This window comes from Corynebacterium sp. HMSC11D10 (assembly GCF_001806995.1).
GTDB lineage: Bacteria > Actinomycetota > Actinomycetes > Mycobacteriales > Mycobacteriaceae > Corynebacterium > Corynebacterium coyleae.
Window position 1 is genome coordinate 32,180 of record NZ_KV787065.1, and the last position, 18,884, is coordinate 51,063.

An 18,884-nucleotide genomic window follows, 5' to 3' on the forward strand; every position below is an offset into this window, starting at 1 on the left:
CGCCGGTGTGTGCGTTTCCTGGCTGTCGTCACGGGGCTGACAACTGCGAGTTACACCACGTGGAGGCGTGGCGGCATGGTGGGGAGACCAATATTGGCAACCTGGCGCCGCTATGCAGGTATCACAACCGGGTCAATGATGATGACCCGTGGCGTAAGAAACGGGGCCGGATCGTCATGGTGCGGGGTGCCCCGGTATGGATTTCGCCCCGCGGCTACCCGGTGAAAAACACCAACCGCGGGGCAATGGACCAACTCTTCGGCTTTTAGCGCCGGAGGACGTAGTACTGCACGCTCATGGCTGGGATGTGCAGCTCAATGGACTGGTCGAACCGGTCCCACTCGGTGGGTTCGGTGTACACGGTGCGCGGCAGTTCGTTGCCCGCGCCACCGTAGACTGATTCGTCGGTGTTGATCAGCATGTCCCATGCGCCTGCTTCGGGCAGGCCGAGGCGGTAGTTGGGTAGGGAGACTCCCGAGAGGTTGATCACGGCGAGGACTGGGGTGGCGTCGACGCCCCAGCGGATGTAGGCGAGGACGTTGTTTGAGGCGTCGTCGCCCTTGATCCACTGGAAGCCCATGGGGGGGTTGTCTTGGGAGTACAGGGCGGGGGTGTCGCGGTAGACCAGGTTGAGGTCGCGTACGAGGCGCTTGATGCCGGCGTGGTAGTCGCGGTGCAGGTCGTCCCAGTTGATGGAGTGGGCTTCGTCCCATTCGGTGGTTTGGCCCCATTCGCAGCCCATGAACATGAGTGGTTTGCCGGTGTGGGAGTACATGTAGCCGTAAAGGGCGCGTAAGCCCGCGGCTTTGTTCCAGTCGTCGCCAGGCATGCGCTGCCACAGGGAGCCTTTGCCGTGGACGACTTCGTCGTGGCTGAACGGTAGGACGTAGCGTTCGGAGAAGGCGTAGACGAGCGAGAAGGTGATTTCGTTGTGGTGGTGGGAGCGGTGGACGGGGTCGAGTGAGAAGTATTCGAGGGTGTCGTTCATCCAACCCATGTTCCACTTCATGGAGAATCCGAGGCCGTCGGCGTCGGTTTGGGCGGTCACGCCTGGCCATGCGGTGGATTCTTCGGCGATGGTGAGCACGCCGGGGTGTTCGCGGTGGACGGTGGCGTTCATTTCTTGGAGGAATTGGACGGCTTCCCAGTGTTCGCGGCCGCCGTGTTGGTTGGGGAGCCATTCGCCGGGTTCGCGGGAGTAGTCGAGGTAGAGCATGGAGGCGACGGCGTCGACGCGGATGCCGTCGAGGTGGAATTCTTCGAACCAGTACAGGGCGTTGGCGACGAGGAAGTTGCGGACTTCGCGGCGGCCGAAGTTGAACACGTAGGTGCCCCAGTCGCGTTGTTCGCCGCGTCGCCAGTCGGGGTGTTCGTAGAGGGGTGTGCCGTCGAAGCGTGCGAGGGCGAAGTCGTCTTTGGGGAAGTGGGCGGGCACCCAGTCGACGATGACGCCGATGCCGTTGGCGTGCAGTGTGTCGACGAGGCGGCGGAAGTCGTCGGGGCTTCCCCAGCGTGCGGTGGGGGCGTAGTAGCCGGTGACTTGGTATCCCCAGGAGCCGCCGTAGGGATGTTCGGCGACGGGGAGGAATTCGACGTGGGTGTAGCCGTTTTCGACGAGGTAGGGCACGAGTTCGTCGGTAAGCGTGGCGTAGGTGGAGCCTTGTTTCCAGGAGCCGATGTGGCATTCGTAGATGCTCATGGCGGAGTTGGTGGCATCGCGTCCGGCACGGGCGGTGATCCAGTCGTGGTCGCTCCATTCGAATTCGCTTGGCTTTGCGACGACCGAGACCGTCTCCGGCGGAGTCAACGTGCGTTTAGCCAGCGGGTCGGCTTTGTCGATGCGTGTGCCTTCGGCGGTGTGGATGGCGAATTTGTAAGCGTCGCCGTCGCCGATGCCGGGGATGAAGATTTCCCAGACGCCGGAGACGCCGAGGCTGCGCATGGGGTACTGGCTGGGGTTCCAGGAGCAGAAGTTGCCGATGACGGCTACGCCGGTGGCGTTGGGTGCCCAGACGGCAAATGAGGTGCCGGTGACGACGCCGAGTGTGGTTTCGTAGGTGCGGACGTTTGCGCCGAGGACGTCCCAGAGGCGTTCGTGGCGGCCTTCGTTGATGAGGTGGATGTCGAGGGAGCCGAGGGTGGGTAGGAAGTTGTAGGCATCGGCGACGATGATGGGGGCTGCACCGGGGTAGGTGATGCGGTAGCGGTAGTCGGGGGTGTGGGTGTCGTCGAGGGTGGTGGCCCAGATGTCGTCGCCAAGCGGTTGCATGGGTTGGGACGCGTTGTGGATGAGCAGTTCGACGCGTTCGGCACCGATGAAGCGGGTGCGGATGATGGATCCGTCGCCGTGGGGGTGCCAGCCGTAGATGTCGTGGGGTGCGTTGTGGGTGCAGGCGAGGAGGCGTTGGCGGTCCCCGTCCGGGATGAGCAGGTTGGTGTTCATGGTGGTCCTTAGGGGCGGTAGTCGTGGTCTGAGATCTGACGGTACGCGAGTGCTTCTCGACGATCCGGCGCAACCTCGGGCAAACGCAGAATGTGCGCGACGTTTTTCTCGGGTGTGAGTTTGACGTAGTTGCCGGTTTCGGCGGTTGTCCAGGTGTATCGCTCGTTGGTGATCTGGTCGTGGACGTCGAAGGTGCCGGGGCTCAGTCCGATGGCGTCGGCGTCGATGTGCAGCAGGCCTTCTTGGGTGCCGGTGGGGTCCAGATTGACGACGACCAACACCGCGTTGCCGGAAATCGCATCGACCTTGGAGTAGGCGATGAGGTTGTCGTTGTCGATGCGGTGGAAGCGGATTTGGCGCAGTTGCTGCAGGGCGGGGTTGTCGCGACGGATCTGGTTGAGCAGCGTCAGGTACGGCTCGAGGGATTTGCCTTGCTTGAGAGCAGCGTCGAAGTCGCGATGGCGCAGTTGGTATTTTTCGCTGTCGTGGTATTCCTCGCTGCCGGCGGCGACGGGGCGGTTTTCGTAGAGTTCGTAGCCGGAGTACACGCCCCACAATGGGCTCATAGTGGCGGCGAGTGTGGCGCGCAGGGCAAACGCTGCCGGGCCACCGGTCTGCAGGGTGGCGTGGAGGATATCGGGGGTGTTGACGAAGAGGTTGGGGCGGGAGACGTCGGCGACATCGACAAGCAGTTGGGCGAAGTCGGTCAACTCCGCCTTGGTCACTTTCCAGGTGAAGTGGGTGTACGACTGGCTAAACCCAGCCTTGGACAGCCCGTACATGCGCGGCGGGCGGGTAAACGCCTCGGCGAGGAAGATGACGTCCGGATCGGTTTCGTGGACCTTGGAAATGAGCCAGTGCCAGAAGTTCACCGGCTTCGTGTGGGGATTGTCTACACGGAAGGTGGTCACGCCGAGGTTGACCCAGTACATGAGCACCCGGTAGATCTCGGCGTAGAGCGCCTCGGGCGCGTTGTCGAAGTTCAGCGGGTAGATGTCCTGGTACTTCTTCGGCGGGTTTTCGGCGTACGCGATGGTGCCGTCGGCGAGCACGGTGAAAAACTCGGGGTGTTCCTTCGCCCACGGGTGATCGGGTGCTGCCTGGAGAGCAAAGTCGAGGGCGATCTCCAGACCCAACTCGTTGGCTTGGTCCATCATGTCCAAAAATTCGTCCTCGCCGCCCAGGTTTGGGTCGAAGGCGTCGTGGCCGCCGTATTTAGACCCGATCGCCCACGGGGAGCCGACGTCGCCGTCTTCGGGGGTGAGGGTGTTGTTGCGGCCTTTGCGGTTGACCTCGCCAATCGGGTGGATGGGCGGGAAATAGACGGTGTCGAACCCCATCGCCGCCACTCGGTCCAATTGCGCCGCGGTGGTGGCCCAGGTGCCGTGGATCGGGTTGCCCTTTTTATCCACACCGCCGGTGGAGCGCGGAAACAGTTCGTACCAGGAGTTCACGAGTGCCTCGCGACGCTCCACAAGGATATCGGCGACGGGCCCGCGGGTGACCAATTCACGCAGGGGGTGTTCGGCGAGCACGTCTTGCACCTCCTGGGAACACCCGGGGGTGAGGCGTTGGGAAAGGGGCAGGGTGTCGTCGATAAGCGATGCGCGCGCGGAGGCAAGCACCGGGGAGGAATGCTGAGCAATCGCGGCGTCGAACAATTCCACGCCATGCGCGATATCGTTGGCCAACTCCGCCTCCGACTGGCCGGCGGCGAGCTTCTTTTCCACCGCGTTGCGCCACGTGGCCATGACGTCGCTCCACGCATCCACCCGATAGCGCCACAGACCTTGCTCGTCCGGCACAAACACCGCATGGCAATAATCCGGCCGATGAAACTCGGCGTGCATCGGCACCTCGTACTGCGCACCCGACGGCGCGACAAGTACCAGCGTCGCAGCAATCGCATCGTGGCCCTCGCGCCACACCAACGCGGAAACCGGCACGACCTCACCAACAACCGCCTTCGACGGCAACGTGCGCCCAGAGACCTGGGGGCGGACGTCGTCGATGCCGAAGCGAGCAACCATCATCAAAACCTTCCGAGCGACCATTGATTCACCCGCCAGGGTAGCGCGGGGCAACCACACACGCGGGCCGAAATAGGCCAAGATGGGGGACGTGAATCAGACAGAGGAATTGGTGACAGATCTGGACCTGCTCATCGACATGCGCAACGTGTCCTTCATTCGTGGCGGACACACGCTCGTCGGCCCTGTCGATTGGCAGGTCGAGCTCGACGAGAGGTGGGTGGTCATCGGGCCGAACGGCGCCGGTAAGACCACCTTGATCCGGATGGCGTCGGCGCAGGAATTCCCATCGGCAGGCCACGTGTTCATTCTCGGCGAGCGCGTCGGCGCGACCGATATGCGCGACCTGCGTGCTGCGATCGGCGTGACGTCCTCCGCGGTGGCGAACCGTGTGCCGGAGGACGAGAAGGTCGGCGACCTCGTGGTCTCCGCTGGTTACGCCATTTTGGGGCGTTGGCGCGAGGACTACGACGAGATGGATTACGACCAAGCCCTCGAAGTACTTGAGCAAGTCGGCGCGATGCACCTGATCGACCGTCGCTGGGGCACCCTGTCTGACGGCGAGAAGAAGCGCGTGCTCGTTGCGCGTGCCGTGATGACCAACCCGGAGCTGCTCATTCTCGACGAGCCCGCCGCCGGCATGGACCTCGGCGGCCGCGAGGACCTCCTGGCCTACCTGGGGGATCTGGCGATGGACCCGGATGCGCCGGCGATCGTCATGATCACCCACCACCTCGAGGAGATCCCGAACGGGTTTACCCACGCGATGCTGCTGGACGAAGGCGAGATTGTCGCCCAAGGCCTCATCGATGACGTGCTGACGTCCGAGAACGTCTCGCGCGCCTACCACCAGCCGATCGAAGTGACGCGCGATGACGGGCGTTTCTTCGCACGCCGCGCCCGTTCAGCCCGCAGGGGTGCGCACCGGGCGTAGACCGCCGGGGTGGGAGCAATGCCGACGGAGAAGAAGCGCAACGAGGCCGTGTTGTCGCACGACGAGGCCGATTCGATTGACCCGAGCGAGAAGAGCGGGTTTTTCGGTGCGCGTTTATCTGCGACGGTAATTCTGCTACGTAATAGCGCCGAGGGGATTGAGGTGTGGGTGCAGGAGCGTGTCCTGTCCATGCCGAATTACCCGGGGTTGACGGTGTTTCCGGGCGGCGGGGTGGATTCGCGTGATTTCCCGCCGCGTGCTTGGGATGATGGCGAGTTGTGGCTTGGGCGTTCGGCGATTTCGCTGGCTCGCCAGCTGGGGGTGACCAAGTACAAGGCCCACGCGGTGCTGTTTGCTGCGGTGCGCGAGCTGTTCGAGGAGACTGGCACACTGCTTGCGGTTGACGACGACGGCACGCTTCTCGACGACGCCCGCCCCTTCCACAACCACCGCCTCCTGCTGGAATCGCACGAGTTGTCCCTGACCGACGTGTTGCAGGAGAGCAACCTCAACGTGTGCGCGGACTTGCTCAAGCCGGTGGCGCGCTGGGTGGGGGTGTCCGAAAGCGGCAATTGGTTTGACACGTTTACCTTTGTCGCCGCTAATCCGGAGGGCCAAGAGCCGGATTCGGATACGTGGGAGGCAGACGATGCGAACTGGTTCCCACCACAGTTGATCCTCGACGGCTGGCGGCATGGATTGGTGCGCCTTGCCCCTTCGACGTGGGCGCAGTTAAGCGAGCTGCGACGCTTTGACACTGTCGACGACGTCCTGCACGCCGCGGAAGGAGCAAGCCTCGCTCCCGTGATCGGTGACCCGGTCGACGATGCGCGATACGAAGAGTTCTTCACGTTCCGACCAGTAGACCGGATTGGAAAACGCTATGACATTTAGCGTCGCAGAGGCACGGTTCCTCGCAGCGAACGCTGACGCGATCTCCGCAGTCGAGCCCGAGATCGCCCTGACCAAAAAGAGTGTGTTCGCCGACCGTGCGGTGTTGGACCAACACTTTGGCGACTACGCCCGAGCCGTCAGCGCGCTTATCGCCGCCCGGCGCGCCGCAGCCGGCAAGTTTCCTGCCCATTGGCTTACCGATGCCGACGCCGCGCAGCAGGCCACCCCAGCACGCGTAGCGGGGGTACGTGCCGCGCGCATTGCCGCGGCGGGAGCGCAGATGGTGCACGACGTGACGTGTTCTGTCGGCTCGGAGGCGCCGGCGTTTCGTCAGCGCGGCATTGCGTGGATGGGCAGCGACTTAGACATGCCTCGTTTGATCATGGCGCGGCACAACTTGGGGCAAGAGGCGTGGCTGGCGCAGGCGGATGCGCTCAGGCCGGTGACGTCTGACGGGGTGGTGGTTGCTGATCCAGCGCGTCGCGCCGGGGGCCGCCGAATCACCGACCCAGCCCAGTTGCTTCCACCGCTGCCGGATTTGCTCGATGCGCAGGCCGGCCGCGAGATGGCAGTGAAGTGCGCGCCGGGCATCGACTATTCGGAGTGGGACGGTCTGGTCAGCGTGGTGTCCGTCGACGGTGGTGTCAAGGAGGCGTGTTTGTATACGCCGGGGTTGGCGGGAGGGGTTCGTCGAGAAGCGGTGGTCCTGCGAGATGGCGAGGAGCGCGTCACCGATCTTGACGACGACACCGTCGACGTCACCGCCCCACAGCGCTACATCATCGACCCGGACGGGGCAGTGGTGCGCGCGGGCCTGGTGCGTGGGTGGGCTGCGCGTCACGGGCTGAGCATGCTCGACGAGCACATCGCGTATCTGACCGGCGAGCAGATCCCGGCAGGCTACAGTGGCTTTCCCTTCCTCGAAGCGGTGCCGCTGCGTGCCCTGAAGAAGGTGCTCGCCTCCCACGGTGCTGGCAGCGTGGAGATCCTCGTGCGCGGCGTGGATGTGGACCCGGACCAGTTGCGCAAGAAATTGAAGCTGCGCGGCAAGGCACAGATGGCGGTGGTGATCGCGCGGATTGGGGATCAGGCGGTGGCGCATGTGTGCGGGCCGCGCGTGCACGCCTAACCTTGGGCGCATGGTCTATTTCGATCACGCTGCTACAACTCCGATGCGCCAAAGTGCGATCGACGCGTGGGTGGAACACGCAGGCGCCCTCAACGCGGGAAGCCAACACGCCGCGGGGCGCAAGGCGAACGCTGTGCTTGCCGACGCCCGCGAGCGCATCGCGGGCGCCCTCGGCGCCGACCCCGTCGAGGTGGTGTTTACCGGCTCGGGCACAGAGGCAAACAACATTGGGGTGCGTGGGCTGTTTGATGCATCCGAGCTGGATCGGGTGGTTGCCACGCCGATCGAGCACCCTGCCGTGCTCGAGGTAGTCAAGTCTCTGGGCCAGACTGGGGCGGATGTGGAGTGGCTGCCGGTGGGTCGCGACGGGCACGTTACGGACTTGAGTGCGCTGGATACGCCGGCAGCGGTTGCGACGATGATGTGGGCGAACAACGAAACTGGCGCGATCCAACCGGTGGGTGAGGCGATCGAGCGCGCCACCGCCGTCGGCACGCCGGTGCACGTCGATGCGGTGCAAGCGGTCGGCCACGTGCCGGTGGATTTTCACGCGCTTGGCGCGACCACGCTTGCGGCCAGCGCTCACAAGTTTGGCGGCCCGCGCGGCACCGGCATTCTGCTGGCGAAGCGTTCGCCCGCGCCGAAGCCGGTGATTCTGGGCGGGGGGCAGGAGCGCGGGATCCGCTCCGGCACGGTTGATGTCGCATCGGCTGCTGCCACTGCGGTCGCGCTCGAGGAGGCGATCGCGGAACACACCGAGATTGAGCGGCTGCGGGATGCGCTCGTTGAGGGGGTGAGGCGGCGGGTCGATGGGGTGGTCGTCGCAACGCAAGAGCCCGCGCTGCCGGGACATGCGCACTTCATGTTCCCCGGCGCGAACGCGGACGCGCTGATCATGCTTCTGGACGTGCAGGGTATTTCGGTGTCGGCGGGTTCGGCGTGCGCCAGTGGCGTGCTGCGCATGAGCCATGTGCTGGAGGCGATGGGCTACAGCGAGCGTGAGGCGATGGGGGCGTTGCGTGTGACGGTGGGGCGTACGAACACGGCGCAGGACGTGGAGGCGTTTCTCAACGTGATTCCGGACGTGGTGGAAAAGGCGCGGGCAGCCGGCGCGCTCTAACCGGCAACGCGCGTGTCGCGTGTGATGTGTGTGATTTGGGTGCACTAGTGTTGCCCGCATGCAGATGTCTCGCCGAATCCGTTCCGCAGCGGCCGCAGCAGCCGCTCTGTTTTTTGCCACGACCGTCACCCCGCTTGGTCAGGCCGACGCTCAGTCGATCCCGGGCGTGGTCTCCGGCGTCGACGTCGCGGGCCACCAGCGTCCGGGCGGTGCGGCCATCGACTGGCGCTCGGTGAGCACGATAGGCGGCCAGGACTTCGCCTTTGTCAAGGCCTCCGAGGGGGAGGGCTGGAAGAACGAGTTCTACGACGAGGACGCCAAAGCCGCTGCCGACGCCGGCCTGAAGGTCGGCGCCTACCACTACGCGCGCCCCGCCGAGGACCCTGTCACGCAGGCGCGTTACTTCGCCTCCGTGATCAACCAGGGCCCGGCAACGCAGTTGCCGCCGGTGCTCGACCTTGAGGTCGACGAGGGCCTCGGCCCGGTCCAGCTTGCGGCGTGGACGCAGCGCTTTTTGTCTGAGGTGCAGGCGCAGACGGGCAAGAAGCCGATGATCTACACGTACCGCTACTTCTGGTACGAGCACATGAACGACACCTCTGCGTTCACGTCCTACCCGCTGTGGCTTGCCGCGTACCAGAATCAGCCCCCGGCGCCGGTTGGTGGTTGGGACAAGTTGTCGTTTTGGCAGCGCAGCGACTCCGGCCGCGTCGTCGGCATCAACACCCCGGTGGACATGAACCTGTTCAACGGCACGTCTGGCCAGTTGAACCAGTTTGCCGCGGGCAACCTGAACGCTGCTGGTGGCGTGTTGGAGCGTTTCCAGGCGCCAGATTCCGGGGAGTTGCGCGTGCTTGAGCAGGACAGCACGAAGTTGGTTGTCGCAGTCCTTGCACTGGCCGCGGGTGGTCTTGGTGTGCAGCAGTTCATCGACGCCGCACGTGTCGCAGGCTTTGATCTGACGGATGCGAACAACATCGCGCGCTTGGTCCAGCAGCTCGCGGGCCAAGGCGAGCTGCCTATCGACGACCTACGCAACATGATGGTCGGCAACTACCAAATCGGTGATCTGCTGATTTTGTTGGATAACGCGCTGAAGCACTAGTCGTGGCGTGGGGTCGTCGCAAAGCGGCGCGCCCACGCAAGCCCCTTGAACTGCGCTGGCACCCCGCCTTTGAGCAGCTCGCGGGTGAGCACGTCGCCGGCTTCGATCGGGTGGTTGGCGCCGATGAGCACGATGTTGCCGTAGCGACGCCCCTTGAACATCGGCGGGTCGGCGATCGCCGCAACGTGCGGGAATACTTCCAGCATGCCGGCGAGTTCCTCTTTCGCCTCCTTCAGGTCGGCGTGGGAGCCGCAGTTGGCGAGGTAAAAGCCGCGATCGCTTATCGACGACCTCACCGCCGCATAGAACTCCACCGTCGTCAGATTCCGCGGCGTGGTGGCCGACGAGAACACGTCTCGGATGATCACGTCGCGGGTGGCGGGCTTGAAGGTGTTGGTGACGTCGCGGGCGTCGTCGACACGAATCTTCACGGCTGGGGCGCGCGGGATGTCGAAAAGCTCGCGGGCGAGCACCGCCAACTCGGAATCGATCTCCACCACCGTGTTGCGCGAGCCCTTCCACGCGCTGGCAAAGTAGCGCGCCAGCGTGCACGCGCCGCCGCCCAGGTGTGTCAGCCGGGACTTCGGCTTCGCCTCGTCCGAGTAGTGGGTATCCAAAAAGTCCGCCATCCAGCGCATGTACTCAAAATCGAGGCGCTGCGGGTCGCCAGGCACGATGTGGGAACTGGGCACCCCGTTGACCAGCAACACCATCGACCCGTCCGGCTCGTGGAGCACCTCCGCGACACCGGTATCGATTTCATAAAACTCACTTTTGGCGGCCATGGCTGGTGAGCGTACCCGGTGCCTAGATCCGCGCGTCGGTACGCCGTAGGTAGGCCACAGCAACCGCCCAGCCAGCCACGGTCAACGCTGCGGAGGCGGCGAGAACGCCTGTAACGGTGCCAGTGTCGAGCGCTCCAGCGGCGGCGACGGCGGAACTGCCCAGCCACAGCGTGTGCGACAACAACGCAGGCGCCACGATGAACCGCACGCCAGGCACGCCAGCCGCGAGTGCGCCAAACGATACGAGACTTACCACCACCGCAATGCCGATGGGTGCTGCAAAACTACGGATGACCATAGACAGCAGTGACTGCCATGACGCCACCGCAACGGCTGGTGCCAGGGCCAATAACGCTGCGACGAGGAGCTCGCCTGGCACTGCACCGGGAATCCCCAACGCCCAACCGACGAACAACGTGAGGCCGATGAGAACAGCGTGCATCGCTGCGACAGTAACCGCGATCGCGGCGATTTTCGACGCCACCAGGTTGCCCACCGAACGCGTCGAAGTGAGCATGGTGAGCCAGTTGTGCCCGCGGTGCTCGACTCGCCAGGCGGCTGCGGCGAGGATCGCGATGCCAGCAGTGCAGAACAGCAACCCATAAAACAGCATGACTTGCGAGAAGTAGCTGCCCCAACCGGCGGTCAGGGTGCCGGTGTTCGCGGCGTAGTTGCCGGCGCCGATCGCGACGGCAACTACGGGGACGAGGAACGCGACCGCCCAGACGTGGGAGCGTCGAAACTTGAGCAGGTCGTTAAGGATTAGGTCCATGGTCTAGATTTCCTTTCGATCCAGGGCTTTGGTACCGGCGACCAAGACCGCTACGGCGAGGACGAGGTAGCCGCTCCACAGCACCCAGCCGGGCTGCGACGGGGTGACCCCTGCTTCAGTGAATCCGAACGGGAGGATCACAGCGATGTACCCGAAAGGATTGACTGCAGCCAGCCACGGTGGGGACAGCAGTGATGCGATGCCAAAGAACCCGCCGACGACCCCGACGGCGAGCACGACAAGTTGCGACTCGACAAGCGCGGCTAGCAAGAGCATCACAGCGAGGAGCGCAAGTGTGGTGCCCGCGACACCGAGACCGAAGCGCAGCCATGTCTCCAGCATCGCTCCGCGCGGTGCAGGCGCGCCCATCGCGACAGGCAGCGCTACGGCCCCAGCGAACTCAAAACACTTCGCGACGACAACTACCACCGTCGCAACACCAAACTTTCGAAGAAGCAGCGCCCCGGGCCGAGTTCCTGCGATGGCGTTGAGCCGCCACCCGCCGTTGACGTGCTCCGTATCCACGATGCGGCTGGCCACCAGTGCAAGCTGCAACGGGGTCAAAAACGCCAGCGCCATGGCGAATCCGATGAGATGTCCCGCCCACGCGGTTTCTGGGTTGGCCCGGAATGCGGCGGCGTTGTCGCCTGCGAAGAGACTCATGTTGGCGAATAGGACGATCCCCACCGTCATGAGCAGGCTCAGCCACACGATTTTGGTGCGTTTGAGTTTGGCAAATTCCACCATCATGCGCTTGCCACCTCGTCGTTGGTTAAGCCGATGAAGATGTCCTCGAGGCTGCGCCGTTTTCGCAGAACCTGGTGGAGTGGCACGCCGTGTGCGACCAAAAGGGCGATGGTGTCGGCGAGGTGGTCGTCGTCAAGCCCGGAAAGCTCCACACCACCCTCGACCCGTTTCGGTTGCAGTGCGCGAAGGACCGAGACTGCGGTTGCAACCTCAGGCGTCTGGATGAACACATCCGGCAACTGCGCGCTGTACAGCTCGTCTTGGGAGCCCTGAAACACGAGCTTGCCGTGATTGATGATGGTCAGGTCGGTCGCCATCTTCTCAATTTCAGACAACAGGTGGCTCGACACCAGCACCGTGCGGCCTTGGTCGCGGGCGAGGCTGATGATGAGTTCGCGGATTTCCTCGATGCCGGCGGGGTCAAGGCCGTTGGTGGGCTCGTCGAGAATAAGTAATTGTGGGTCGCGTGCGAGTGCCATCGCGATGCCGAGGCGCTGCTTCATACCCAGCGAATAGTTTTTCACCAGCTTGTCCATCTGGCCCTCGAGGCGCACCAGCGACACCGCGCGGCGCACCGCTTCGGGATCGGCGCCGAGCAGACGCGTGACAATACGCATGTTTTCACCACCCGTGAGGTGTGGGTAAGCGGCGGGGGCTTCGATGAGCGAGCCGACACCGGCAAGGACATGCGCGCGGTTCGCTCGCGTCATGGGGTGTCCGAGCACGCTGATGTCGCCGTGCGTGGGGGCGATGAGGCCGAGCAGCATCTTCATTGTGGTGGATTTGCCGGAGCCGTTCGGACCGAGCAGGCCGTGCACCACGCCGGGGGCGACCCTGAGGTCGAGGTTGTGGACGACGTCTGTGTGTCCATAGGTTTTGGTCAGACCGTGGGTCTGAATAATCGGTGTTTCCATGTCCTCAAGGCTCGCGCAACGGAAAGGGGTTTCGCGTCGGCACAGGGCACGATTTTGCGTGTGATACCCAGGTATGACGCCGCTTAGGAATCCAGCAGGTCCGCGCGCGAGACCAACCCGGTCCGGTACGCGAAAAGGGCCGCGTGCACCCGGTCGCGCGACTGTGTCTTCGCCAGCACCCGGCCCACGTGGGTCTTCACCGTGGGCATGGAGATAAACATCCGCTCGGTGATCTCGCCGTTGCTCCAGCCCCGGGCAATCGCGATGAGTACTTCGCGCTCGCGCTCTGTGAGCTCACGCAGCGCGAGGCGGTCCGCGGCGGACAGGGCCACAGCCTCCTCTGTCGGAGCAGCAAGCTTTGCGACGATCCGGTTCGTCGCTCTCGGCGAAATCACCGCGTCACCGCCTGCAACCGTGCGGATCGCGTCCAGCAGCGCCTCCGGTTCCGCGTCCTTGAGCAGGAACCCGCTCGCGCCCGCGCCAATCCCGCCGAGCACGTAGGCCTCGTCGTCGAACGTGGTCAGCACGATCACCTTGGTGTCCGGATGGTGCTGGGTGATACGCCGGGTGGCGGCGATGCCGTCGAGGACGGGCATTTGCACGTCCATAAGCACAATGCCCACCGGATCGTTGTCGCACGCCTGCACTGCCTCCTCGCCGTTCGCGGCGAGCCAGCGGACCTCCATGTCCGGCTGGGAGTCCAGCACGTTGCGGATGCCGTGGAGAAACAACGCTTGGTCGTCTGCGAGTCCGAGAGTGATCATGAGTTCAGCGGGATCCTTGCCGTTGTGGTCCAGGTGCCGGCGGGGGTGGAGGATGCGGTCACCGTGCCGCCGGATAGCGCCGCGCGCTGCCGCATGCCCTCCACTCCGTGGCCCGGACGAGTGGTCGCGCCGGGAGCGACCGGGTTCGTCATTTCAACCACGACGTTATCTGCGCCCCAGCGCACCGCGAGCTCGGCGTGGCCGGTGCCGTGCTTCATGGCGTTGGTCAGGGACTCCTGCACGATGCGCTGGACGGTAAGCGCGGTGGCCGGGGCCAGGTGCTCGGGAGGGGTGCCCTCGGCGGTGTATGCGACGTTAAGCCCGCCCGCGCGGCTGGTGGCGACCAGGCCGTCGATGTCCAGTTGCGTTGTTGGTTCAACGGGGCGCTGTTCAGGGGCGCGGAGCAGCTCCACCACGCCGCGCATCTGGCGCAGCGAGTCGCGGCCGACGTTGCCGATGGTGTGCAGCGCCTCGTCCTTCGCCTCCGGGGTGGCGGCAAAGCGCGCGCCGTCGGCCTGTGCGACGATGACGGTTAGCGAGTGGGTGACAATGTCGTGGATCTCTCGCGCGAGGTGGGCGCGCTGCTCCTGGGCATCGCGCTCGAACTGCTCACGCTGTCGGGCCAGATCCTTCTCTGCGGTCTCCTCGGCACGGCGGCGCAGCTCGCCGAACAGCAGCGCCACAGTCAGCAGAATGATGCTCCAGAAGACGTAGGGGAGTCGCTCGGCAGGCTCGAGCGCGGTGAGCGCGGGGATGACGAACGCGGTGGCTGCGGCGTCGCCAAGCAGCAGTGCACCCGTGGCGATGTCGCGGTGCGGGGCGGGCAGGTGGCGCCTGGCGATGTAGGCGGCGAACGGCGCCACGGCGATTGTGCCGACGGGGAGCGATGCGCAGAACGCCGTGGGAATGAGCACCGTAAGGATCGCAGCGAACGTTTCCAGTGGCCAGCGCCAGCGGGTAAACGGGGCCGCAACGGCGCAGGCCAGCAGTGCGAGCCCGACAACCAACTGCCGCGAATCCGGCAGCAGCCCAACTAGGCAGGGGACCAGCATGAACGCTGCCATGCTCGCATTGCGGATCCGCACTGCGCGGGTAGTGGAAAAGTTCATGGCCGTCCACGCTACTTGCCGGCGCGGGCAGCCGCGTCGTACTGCGGTATGACGCTTAGGACTTCACCAGCCGCGCGATAGCGGCAGACGCCTCTTTGATCTTGTCCTCGGCTTCCTGCCCGCCTTTGATGGCATTGGCGACGCAGTGCTCCAAGTGATCGTCCAGCAAGCCCAGTGCTACGCCCTTCAGCGCTGCGTTGACGGCGCTGATCTGGGTGAGGATGTCGATGCAGTAGGCGTTTTCGTCGATCATGCGGTGAATACCGCGAGTCTGTCCCTCGATACGCTTGAGCCGAGCGAGGTAGCGGTCTTTATCGCTGATGTAGCCGTGGTCGTTCATTATGGGTCTCCTTGTTTGGTGTGGACGGTTCCGGGCTACTTGGACCGGTTAAGTATCCGGTCGGTGCTGCTCTGTGGGGTGAGGTCGAGTCGGCGGAGCAGTTGCGCGTTGAGGGCGACGACGACGGTCGAGGCAGACATCAGGATCGCACCGACGCTCATCGGCATCACGAAGCCGATTGGAGCGAGGATACCGGCGGCCAGCGGCACGGACACCAGGTTGTAGCCGGCCGCCCACCACAGGTTCTGCTTCATCTTCCGGTAGGTCTCTCGCGAGAGCTCAATGACCGAGAGCACCGATCGCGGATCAGAGCTTGCCAGGATGACCTCCGCCGAGCCGATGGCCACGTCGGTGCCCGCACCGATCGCGATACCGACATCGGCCTGAGCCAGCGCCGGTGCGTCGTTGACACCGTCGCCGACCATGGCGACCTTGTGGCCCTCGGCTTGCAGTTCCTTGACCTTTGCGGCCTTGTCCTCCGGCCGTACACCGGCGAAGACCCGATCGATGCCCAATTCGCCCGCTACGGTGTTCGCCACGGCCTGCGCGTCGCCGGTGATCATGACGACTTGAGCACCTGCTGTGTGCAGTGCGTCGACGGCGTCGCGGGATTCGGGGCGGATCTCGTCGGCAAGCCGGAGTGCTCCGATCACCTCGCCGTCGGCGAGAACGTGGAGAATGATCGCGCCCTCCTTTCGCCACTCGTCGGCGACCGGAAGCTCCGCGGCGGAATGCTGCTCAAGCAGGTAGGGGCCACCGACCTCGATCACCTCGTCGTTGACCGTTGCTTTCACACCCACGGCTGGCGATGAAGAGAAGTCGGTGGACTGCGGCACGGCCACATCGCGAGCTTGAGCGGCCCCAGTGATGGCGCGGGCGAGCGGGTGCTCGCTGTCTGCTTCAGCGGCCGCTGCCAGGGCAAGCACGTCTTCTTTATCGCGCCCGCCGGCGGGTTCGATCGCGGTGACGGTGGGCTCGCCCTTGGTCAACGTGCCGGTCTTGTCGAACAACACAGCGTCGACTGAGCGCATCGATTCGAGCGCGAGCCGATCCTTGATCAATACCCCGCCGCGTGCGGCGCGCTCAGTCGCGATTGAGACGACCAGCGGGATCGCAAGGCCTAGGGCGTGGGGGCAGGCGATGACGAGCACTGTGATGGTGCGCACTACCGCGTCATTTGGCACACCGACGACGGTCCAGACCACAGCGGTCAAGATAGCGGCGCCGAGGGTGAACCAGAACAGCAAGGCAGCAGCCTTGTCCGCGAGACGTTGCGCGCGTGACGACGATTCCTGCGCATCGGTGACGAGCTTTTGAATGCCGGCCAGCGCGGTGTCGCCACCCGTGGCCGTGACCTCGATGCGCAGGCCCGAGTCTGTCGCGATGGTGCCAGCGACCACGTGCTCGCCTTCACCGCGGCGCACCGTTTTCGATTCACCGGTGACCATCGACTCGTCCATGCTGGCGCTGCCGTCGACAATTGTGCCGTCGGCAGGCACGGACGCGCCGGGCCGCACGATCACGACATCGCCGACCTCAAGATCCGCCGGAGTGACCTTCACCACTTCGTCGCCGTCGATCTTTTCGGCCTCGTCGGGCAGAAGAGCGGCGAGCGAATCCAGGGCCGAGGTGGTTTGGGCGAGGGAGCGCATCTCGATCCAGTGCCCCAGCAGCATGATGACCACCAGCAGCGCCAGTTCCCACCAGAAATTCAGCCCGGGGTCGAGCAAGTTCAGGCTCGCACCCCAAGAGGAGACGAAGGCGACCGTGATCGCGAGCGCGATCAGCAGCATCATGCCGGGTTTGCGGGAGCGGATCTCTGAGACCGCCCCGGTCAAGAACGGCCGGCCTCCCCAGAGGTAGATGACCGTGCCCAAAAGTGGTGAGATCCACCGGGCCCATTCCGTGTCTGGCAGCTGATAGCCGATGAGATGGGCGAAAGTGCTGTTGAACCCGACGACCGGGATCGCGAGAACCAGCATGATCCAGAAGAGTCTGCGGAACTGGGCAACGTGATCACCGTGTCCACCGTGTCCACCGTGTCCTGCGTGGTCGTGATCACCGTGTCCGGCATGAGCCTCGTGAGCGTCATGCTCATGATGGCTGGCGTGCCCACCGGGTCCGGTGCCGGAGTGGGCGTGCCTGTCGTTCATGGTTCTGTCCTTTCGTTGCAGTTCATGGTTGTGATCGGTTCGGCCGCGCCGGGGGCTAGCGCGGCGACCGTCTCCCACGTTAATACCCCATGGGGGTATATGTCCAGGGGATTGTCTCGATGCATGCAGCCGGACGTTTCCCCTTTCGTGCTCGCGGGACTACACTCCCGCGACATGCGAGTATTAGCGGCCATGAGCGGGGGAGTTGATTCGTCTGTCGCGGCTGCGCGCCTTGTGGAGGCCGGCCACGACGTCGTCGGTGTGCATCTCGCGCTGAGCAAGGACGCGCAGCAAACGCGCGAATCCGCCCGCGGGTGCTGCTCGCTCGAGGACTCGGCGGATGCGCGCCGCGTGTGCGACAAGTTGGGCATCCCGTTTTACGTGTGGGATTTCTCGGACCGGTTTAAAGAAGAGGTCATTGACAACTTCGTGTGGTCGTATGAGAACGGCGAGACCCCAAACCCGTGCCTGCGCTGCAACGAGAAGATCAAGTTCGCAGCTCTGCTGGACCGCGCGGTCACGCTCGGCTTCGATGCGATTGCCACAGGGCATTACGCAATTATCGACGACGCCGGCAACCTGCGTCGCTCGACCGACCCGAACAAAGACCAGTCGTATGTGCTCGGCGTGCTGACCCGCGACGAGTTGGACCGCTGCATCTTCCCGGTCGGTGATACGGAAAAACCCCAGATCCGCGAGGAGGCCGCCCGTCACGGGTTTGCTACTGCCTCCAAACCGGATTCTTACGACATCTGCTTCATCCCCGATGGCAACACCCAGGCGTTTCTGGGGCGCTCCATCGGCATGCGCCCCGGCATGATTCGGGACACCGACGGCAACGAACTCGCCGAGCACGACGGCGCGTTCCAGTACACGATCGGCCAGCGCAAGGGCTTGAACATCCGCGTGCCTGCCGCCGACGGCAAGCCGCGCTACGTCACCGACGTGGACACCGCAACCGGCACCGTGACCGTGGGTCCGCGCGATGCGCTGCGCGTTTCGGAGATTACCGCCGACCGCCTGAAGGTGCTCCACCCGGCGATGTCCGAAGCAGCCGAGTTCGAGGCAAACGTACAGATCCGCGCCCACGGCGGGGTTGTGCCCTGCACCGCGCGTATCGAGGGCGACCAGATGACACTTGCCCTCCACCAGCCACTCGAGGGCGTGGCCCGCGGCCAGGCCGCCGTGCTCTACCTGCCTGACCCGGACGGACTGGGCGACATTGTGCTTGGCTCCGGCACGATCTGTGCGACGGCGTAGTACGGATTCACTGGGGGGTCGCGCAAACCTCGTTAGTCGCACCTCGTTTATAGCCGAAAAGGGGAAGCGGACAATGTAGGTGCCGTCGAGGAATACCTGGTCATAGACCCGCTTGTCGTGACCGACGGTGGGTTCAGGCACATCAACGAGCCAGAACGGTTCGAATCGGCGTTGCAGCGTGCGCGGCGAGCACCCCACACGGCGGGCAAGGATCGAGTCGGCACCTCTAAATCCATGGTTTTTACAAGTCGATACTTTCGTATCAATATCCTTCCAGACAGAGGAAAGACGTTGAAGAGACTTAATTTCCCCATTAGATGTAGTGGTGGGCAGCTTGAAAGCTGCTGTCTTGTCCCTCTTTTCATCAATCCGAAAGGATCTATTT

The 18,884-nt window shown here is 64.3% G+C and carries 17 protein-coding genes and 1 pseudogene; 7 read left to right on the plus strand and 11 right to left on the minus strand.

Annotation, left to right across the window (positions count from 1 at the left end):
- Positions 1-269: HNH endonuclease signature motif containing protein (locus HMPREF3120_RS11770; protein ID WP_141739414.1), on the plus strand; the 269-nt coding region annotated here is incomplete at its 5' end.
- On the opposite strand, the gene glgB is transcribed toward HMPREF3120_RS11770, so the two are convergent.
- Both glgB and HMPREF3120_RS08465 read right to left on the minus strand, forming a co-directional pair.
- The gene (gene glgB / locus HMPREF3120_RS08460) at positions 266-2,443 is read right to left on the minus strand and encodes a 1,4-alpha-glucan branching protein GlgB (protein WP_070452235.1); all 2,178 of its coding nucleotides are present in this window, start codon (positions 2,441-2,443) and stop codon (positions 266-268) included. The two genes, HMPREF3120_RS11770 and glgB, sit on opposite strands and share 4 nt — an antisense overlap.
- An 8-nt stretch (positions 2,444-2,451) precedes the next feature.
- Positions 2,452-4,473: a maltotransferase domain-containing protein gene (locus tag HMPREF3120_RS08465; protein WP_070452238.1), complete on the minus strand. Its 2,022-nt coding sequence runs from the start codon at positions 4,471-4,473 to the stop codon at positions 2,452-2,454.
- A 139-nt stretch (positions 4,474-4,612) separates the two neighbouring features.
- Between HMPREF3120_RS08465 and HMPREF3120_RS08470 the strand changes: the two genes are divergently transcribed.
- From HMPREF3120_RS08470 to HMPREF3120_RS08490, 5 genes are read left to right on the plus strand one after another with little or no spacing between them, the layout of a single operon-like run.
- Complete coding sequence (locus tag HMPREF3120_RS08470; RefSeq protein ID WP_371441204.1) at positions 4,613-5,407, plus strand: ABC transporter ATP-binding protein; 795 nt, start codon at positions 4,613-4,615, stop codon at positions 5,405-5,407.
- A gap of 18 nt (positions 5,408-5,425) precedes the next feature.
- Complete coding sequence (locus HMPREF3120_RS08475; RefSeq protein WP_070452244.1) at positions 5,426-6,301, plus strand: NUDIX hydrolase; 876 nt, start codon at positions 5,426-5,428, stop codon at positions 6,299-6,301.
- Positions 6,291-7,430, plus strand: a complete 1,140-nt coding sequence (locus HMPREF3120_RS08480) for a THUMP-like domain-containing protein (RefSeq protein ID WP_070452245.1) — start codon at positions 6,291-6,293, stop codon at positions 7,428-7,430. Before HMPREF3120_RS08475 ends, HMPREF3120_RS08480 begins: the two co-directional genes overlap by 11 nt.
- A gap of 10 nt (positions 7,431-7,440) precedes the next feature.
- Complete coding sequence (locus HMPREF3120_RS08485) at positions 7,441-8,550, plus strand: cysteine desulfurase family protein (RefSeq protein ID WP_070452369.1); 1,110 nt, start codon at positions 7,441-7,443, stop codon at positions 8,548-8,550.
- Between the two features lie 58 nt (positions 8,551-8,608).
- Positions 8,609-9,655, plus strand: a complete 1,047-nt coding sequence (locus HMPREF3120_RS08490) for a glycoside hydrolase family 25 protein (RefSeq protein ID WP_083284847.1) — start codon at positions 8,609-8,611, stop codon at positions 9,653-9,655.
- On the opposite strand, the gene HMPREF3120_RS08495 is transcribed toward HMPREF3120_RS08490, so the two are convergent.
- The 8 genes from HMPREF3120_RS08495 to HMPREF3120_RS08530 form a co-directional block, all read right to left on the minus strand.
- A complete protein-coding gene (locus tag HMPREF3120_RS08495) occupies positions 9,652-10,440 on the minus strand; it encodes a spermidine synthase (RefSeq protein ID WP_070452248.1) in 789 nt (262 codons plus the stop codon). The genes HMPREF3120_RS08490 and HMPREF3120_RS08495 overlap by 4 nt on opposite strands.
- 22 nt (positions 10,441-10,462) lie before the next feature.
- Positions 10,463-11,212 carry an ABC transporter permease gene (locus HMPREF3120_RS08500; protein ID WP_070452251.1) on the minus strand — a complete coding sequence of 250 codons (750 nt, stop codon included), beginning with the start codon at positions 11,210-11,212 and terminating at the stop codon, positions 10,463-10,465.
- A 3-nt stretch (positions 11,213-11,215) separates the two neighbouring features.
- On the minus strand, positions 11,216-11,962 hold the full coding sequence (locus HMPREF3120_RS08505; RefSeq protein WP_070452253.1) for an ABC transporter permease: 747 nt from the start codon (positions 11,960-11,962) through the stop codon (positions 11,216-11,218).
- Positions 11,959-12,873 carry an ABC transporter ATP-binding protein gene (locus HMPREF3120_RS08510; RefSeq protein ID WP_070452256.1) on the minus strand — a complete coding sequence of 305 codons (915 nt, stop codon included), beginning with the start codon at positions 12,871-12,873 and terminating at the stop codon, positions 11,959-11,961. Before HMPREF3120_RS08510 ends, HMPREF3120_RS08505 begins: the two co-directional genes overlap by 4 nt.
- Positions 12,874-12,956: 83 nt before the next feature.
- Positions 12,957-13,637, minus strand: a complete 681-nt coding sequence (locus HMPREF3120_RS08515) for a response regulator transcription factor (RefSeq protein ID WP_070452259.1) — start codon at positions 13,635-13,637, stop codon at positions 12,957-12,959.
- The gene (locus HMPREF3120_RS08520; RefSeq protein WP_070452262.1) at positions 13,634-14,746 is read right to left on the minus strand and encodes a sensor histidine kinase; all 1,113 of its coding nucleotides are present in this window, start codon (positions 14,744-14,746) and stop codon (positions 13,634-13,636) included. Before HMPREF3120_RS08520 ends, HMPREF3120_RS08515 begins: the two co-directional genes overlap by 4 nt.
- 55 nt (positions 14,747-14,801) lie before the next feature.
- The gene (locus HMPREF3120_RS08525) at positions 14,802-15,086 is read right to left on the minus strand and encodes a metal-sensitive transcriptional regulator (protein WP_070452265.1); all 285 of its coding nucleotides are present in this window, start codon (positions 15,084-15,086) and stop codon (positions 14,802-14,804) included.
- A 35-nt stretch (positions 15,087-15,121) separates the two neighbouring features.
- Positions 15,122-17,239: a heavy metal translocating P-type ATPase gene (locus HMPREF3120_RS08530; RefSeq protein ID WP_083284848.1), complete on the minus strand. Its 2,118-nt coding sequence runs from the start codon at positions 17,237-17,239 to the stop codon at positions 15,122-15,124.
- A gap of 174 nt (positions 17,240-17,413) precedes the next feature.
- Between HMPREF3120_RS08530 and mnmA the strand changes: the two genes are divergently transcribed.
- Positions 17,414-18,499, plus strand: coding sequence for a tRNA 2-thiouridine(34) synthase MnmA (gene mnmA, locus HMPREF3120_RS08535; protein WP_070452375.1), 1,086 nt, complete (start codon positions 17,414-17,416; stop codon positions 18,497-18,499).
- A 75-nt stretch (positions 18,500-18,574) separates the two neighbouring features.
- On the opposite strand, the pseudogene HMPREF3120_RS12000 reads toward mnmA, so the two are convergent.
- Positions 18,575-18,709 (minus strand): annotated as a pseudogene (locus HMPREF3120_RS12000) (IS256 family transposase); the annotation flags it as partial.
- Positions 18,710-18,884: the final 175 nt, after the last annotated feature.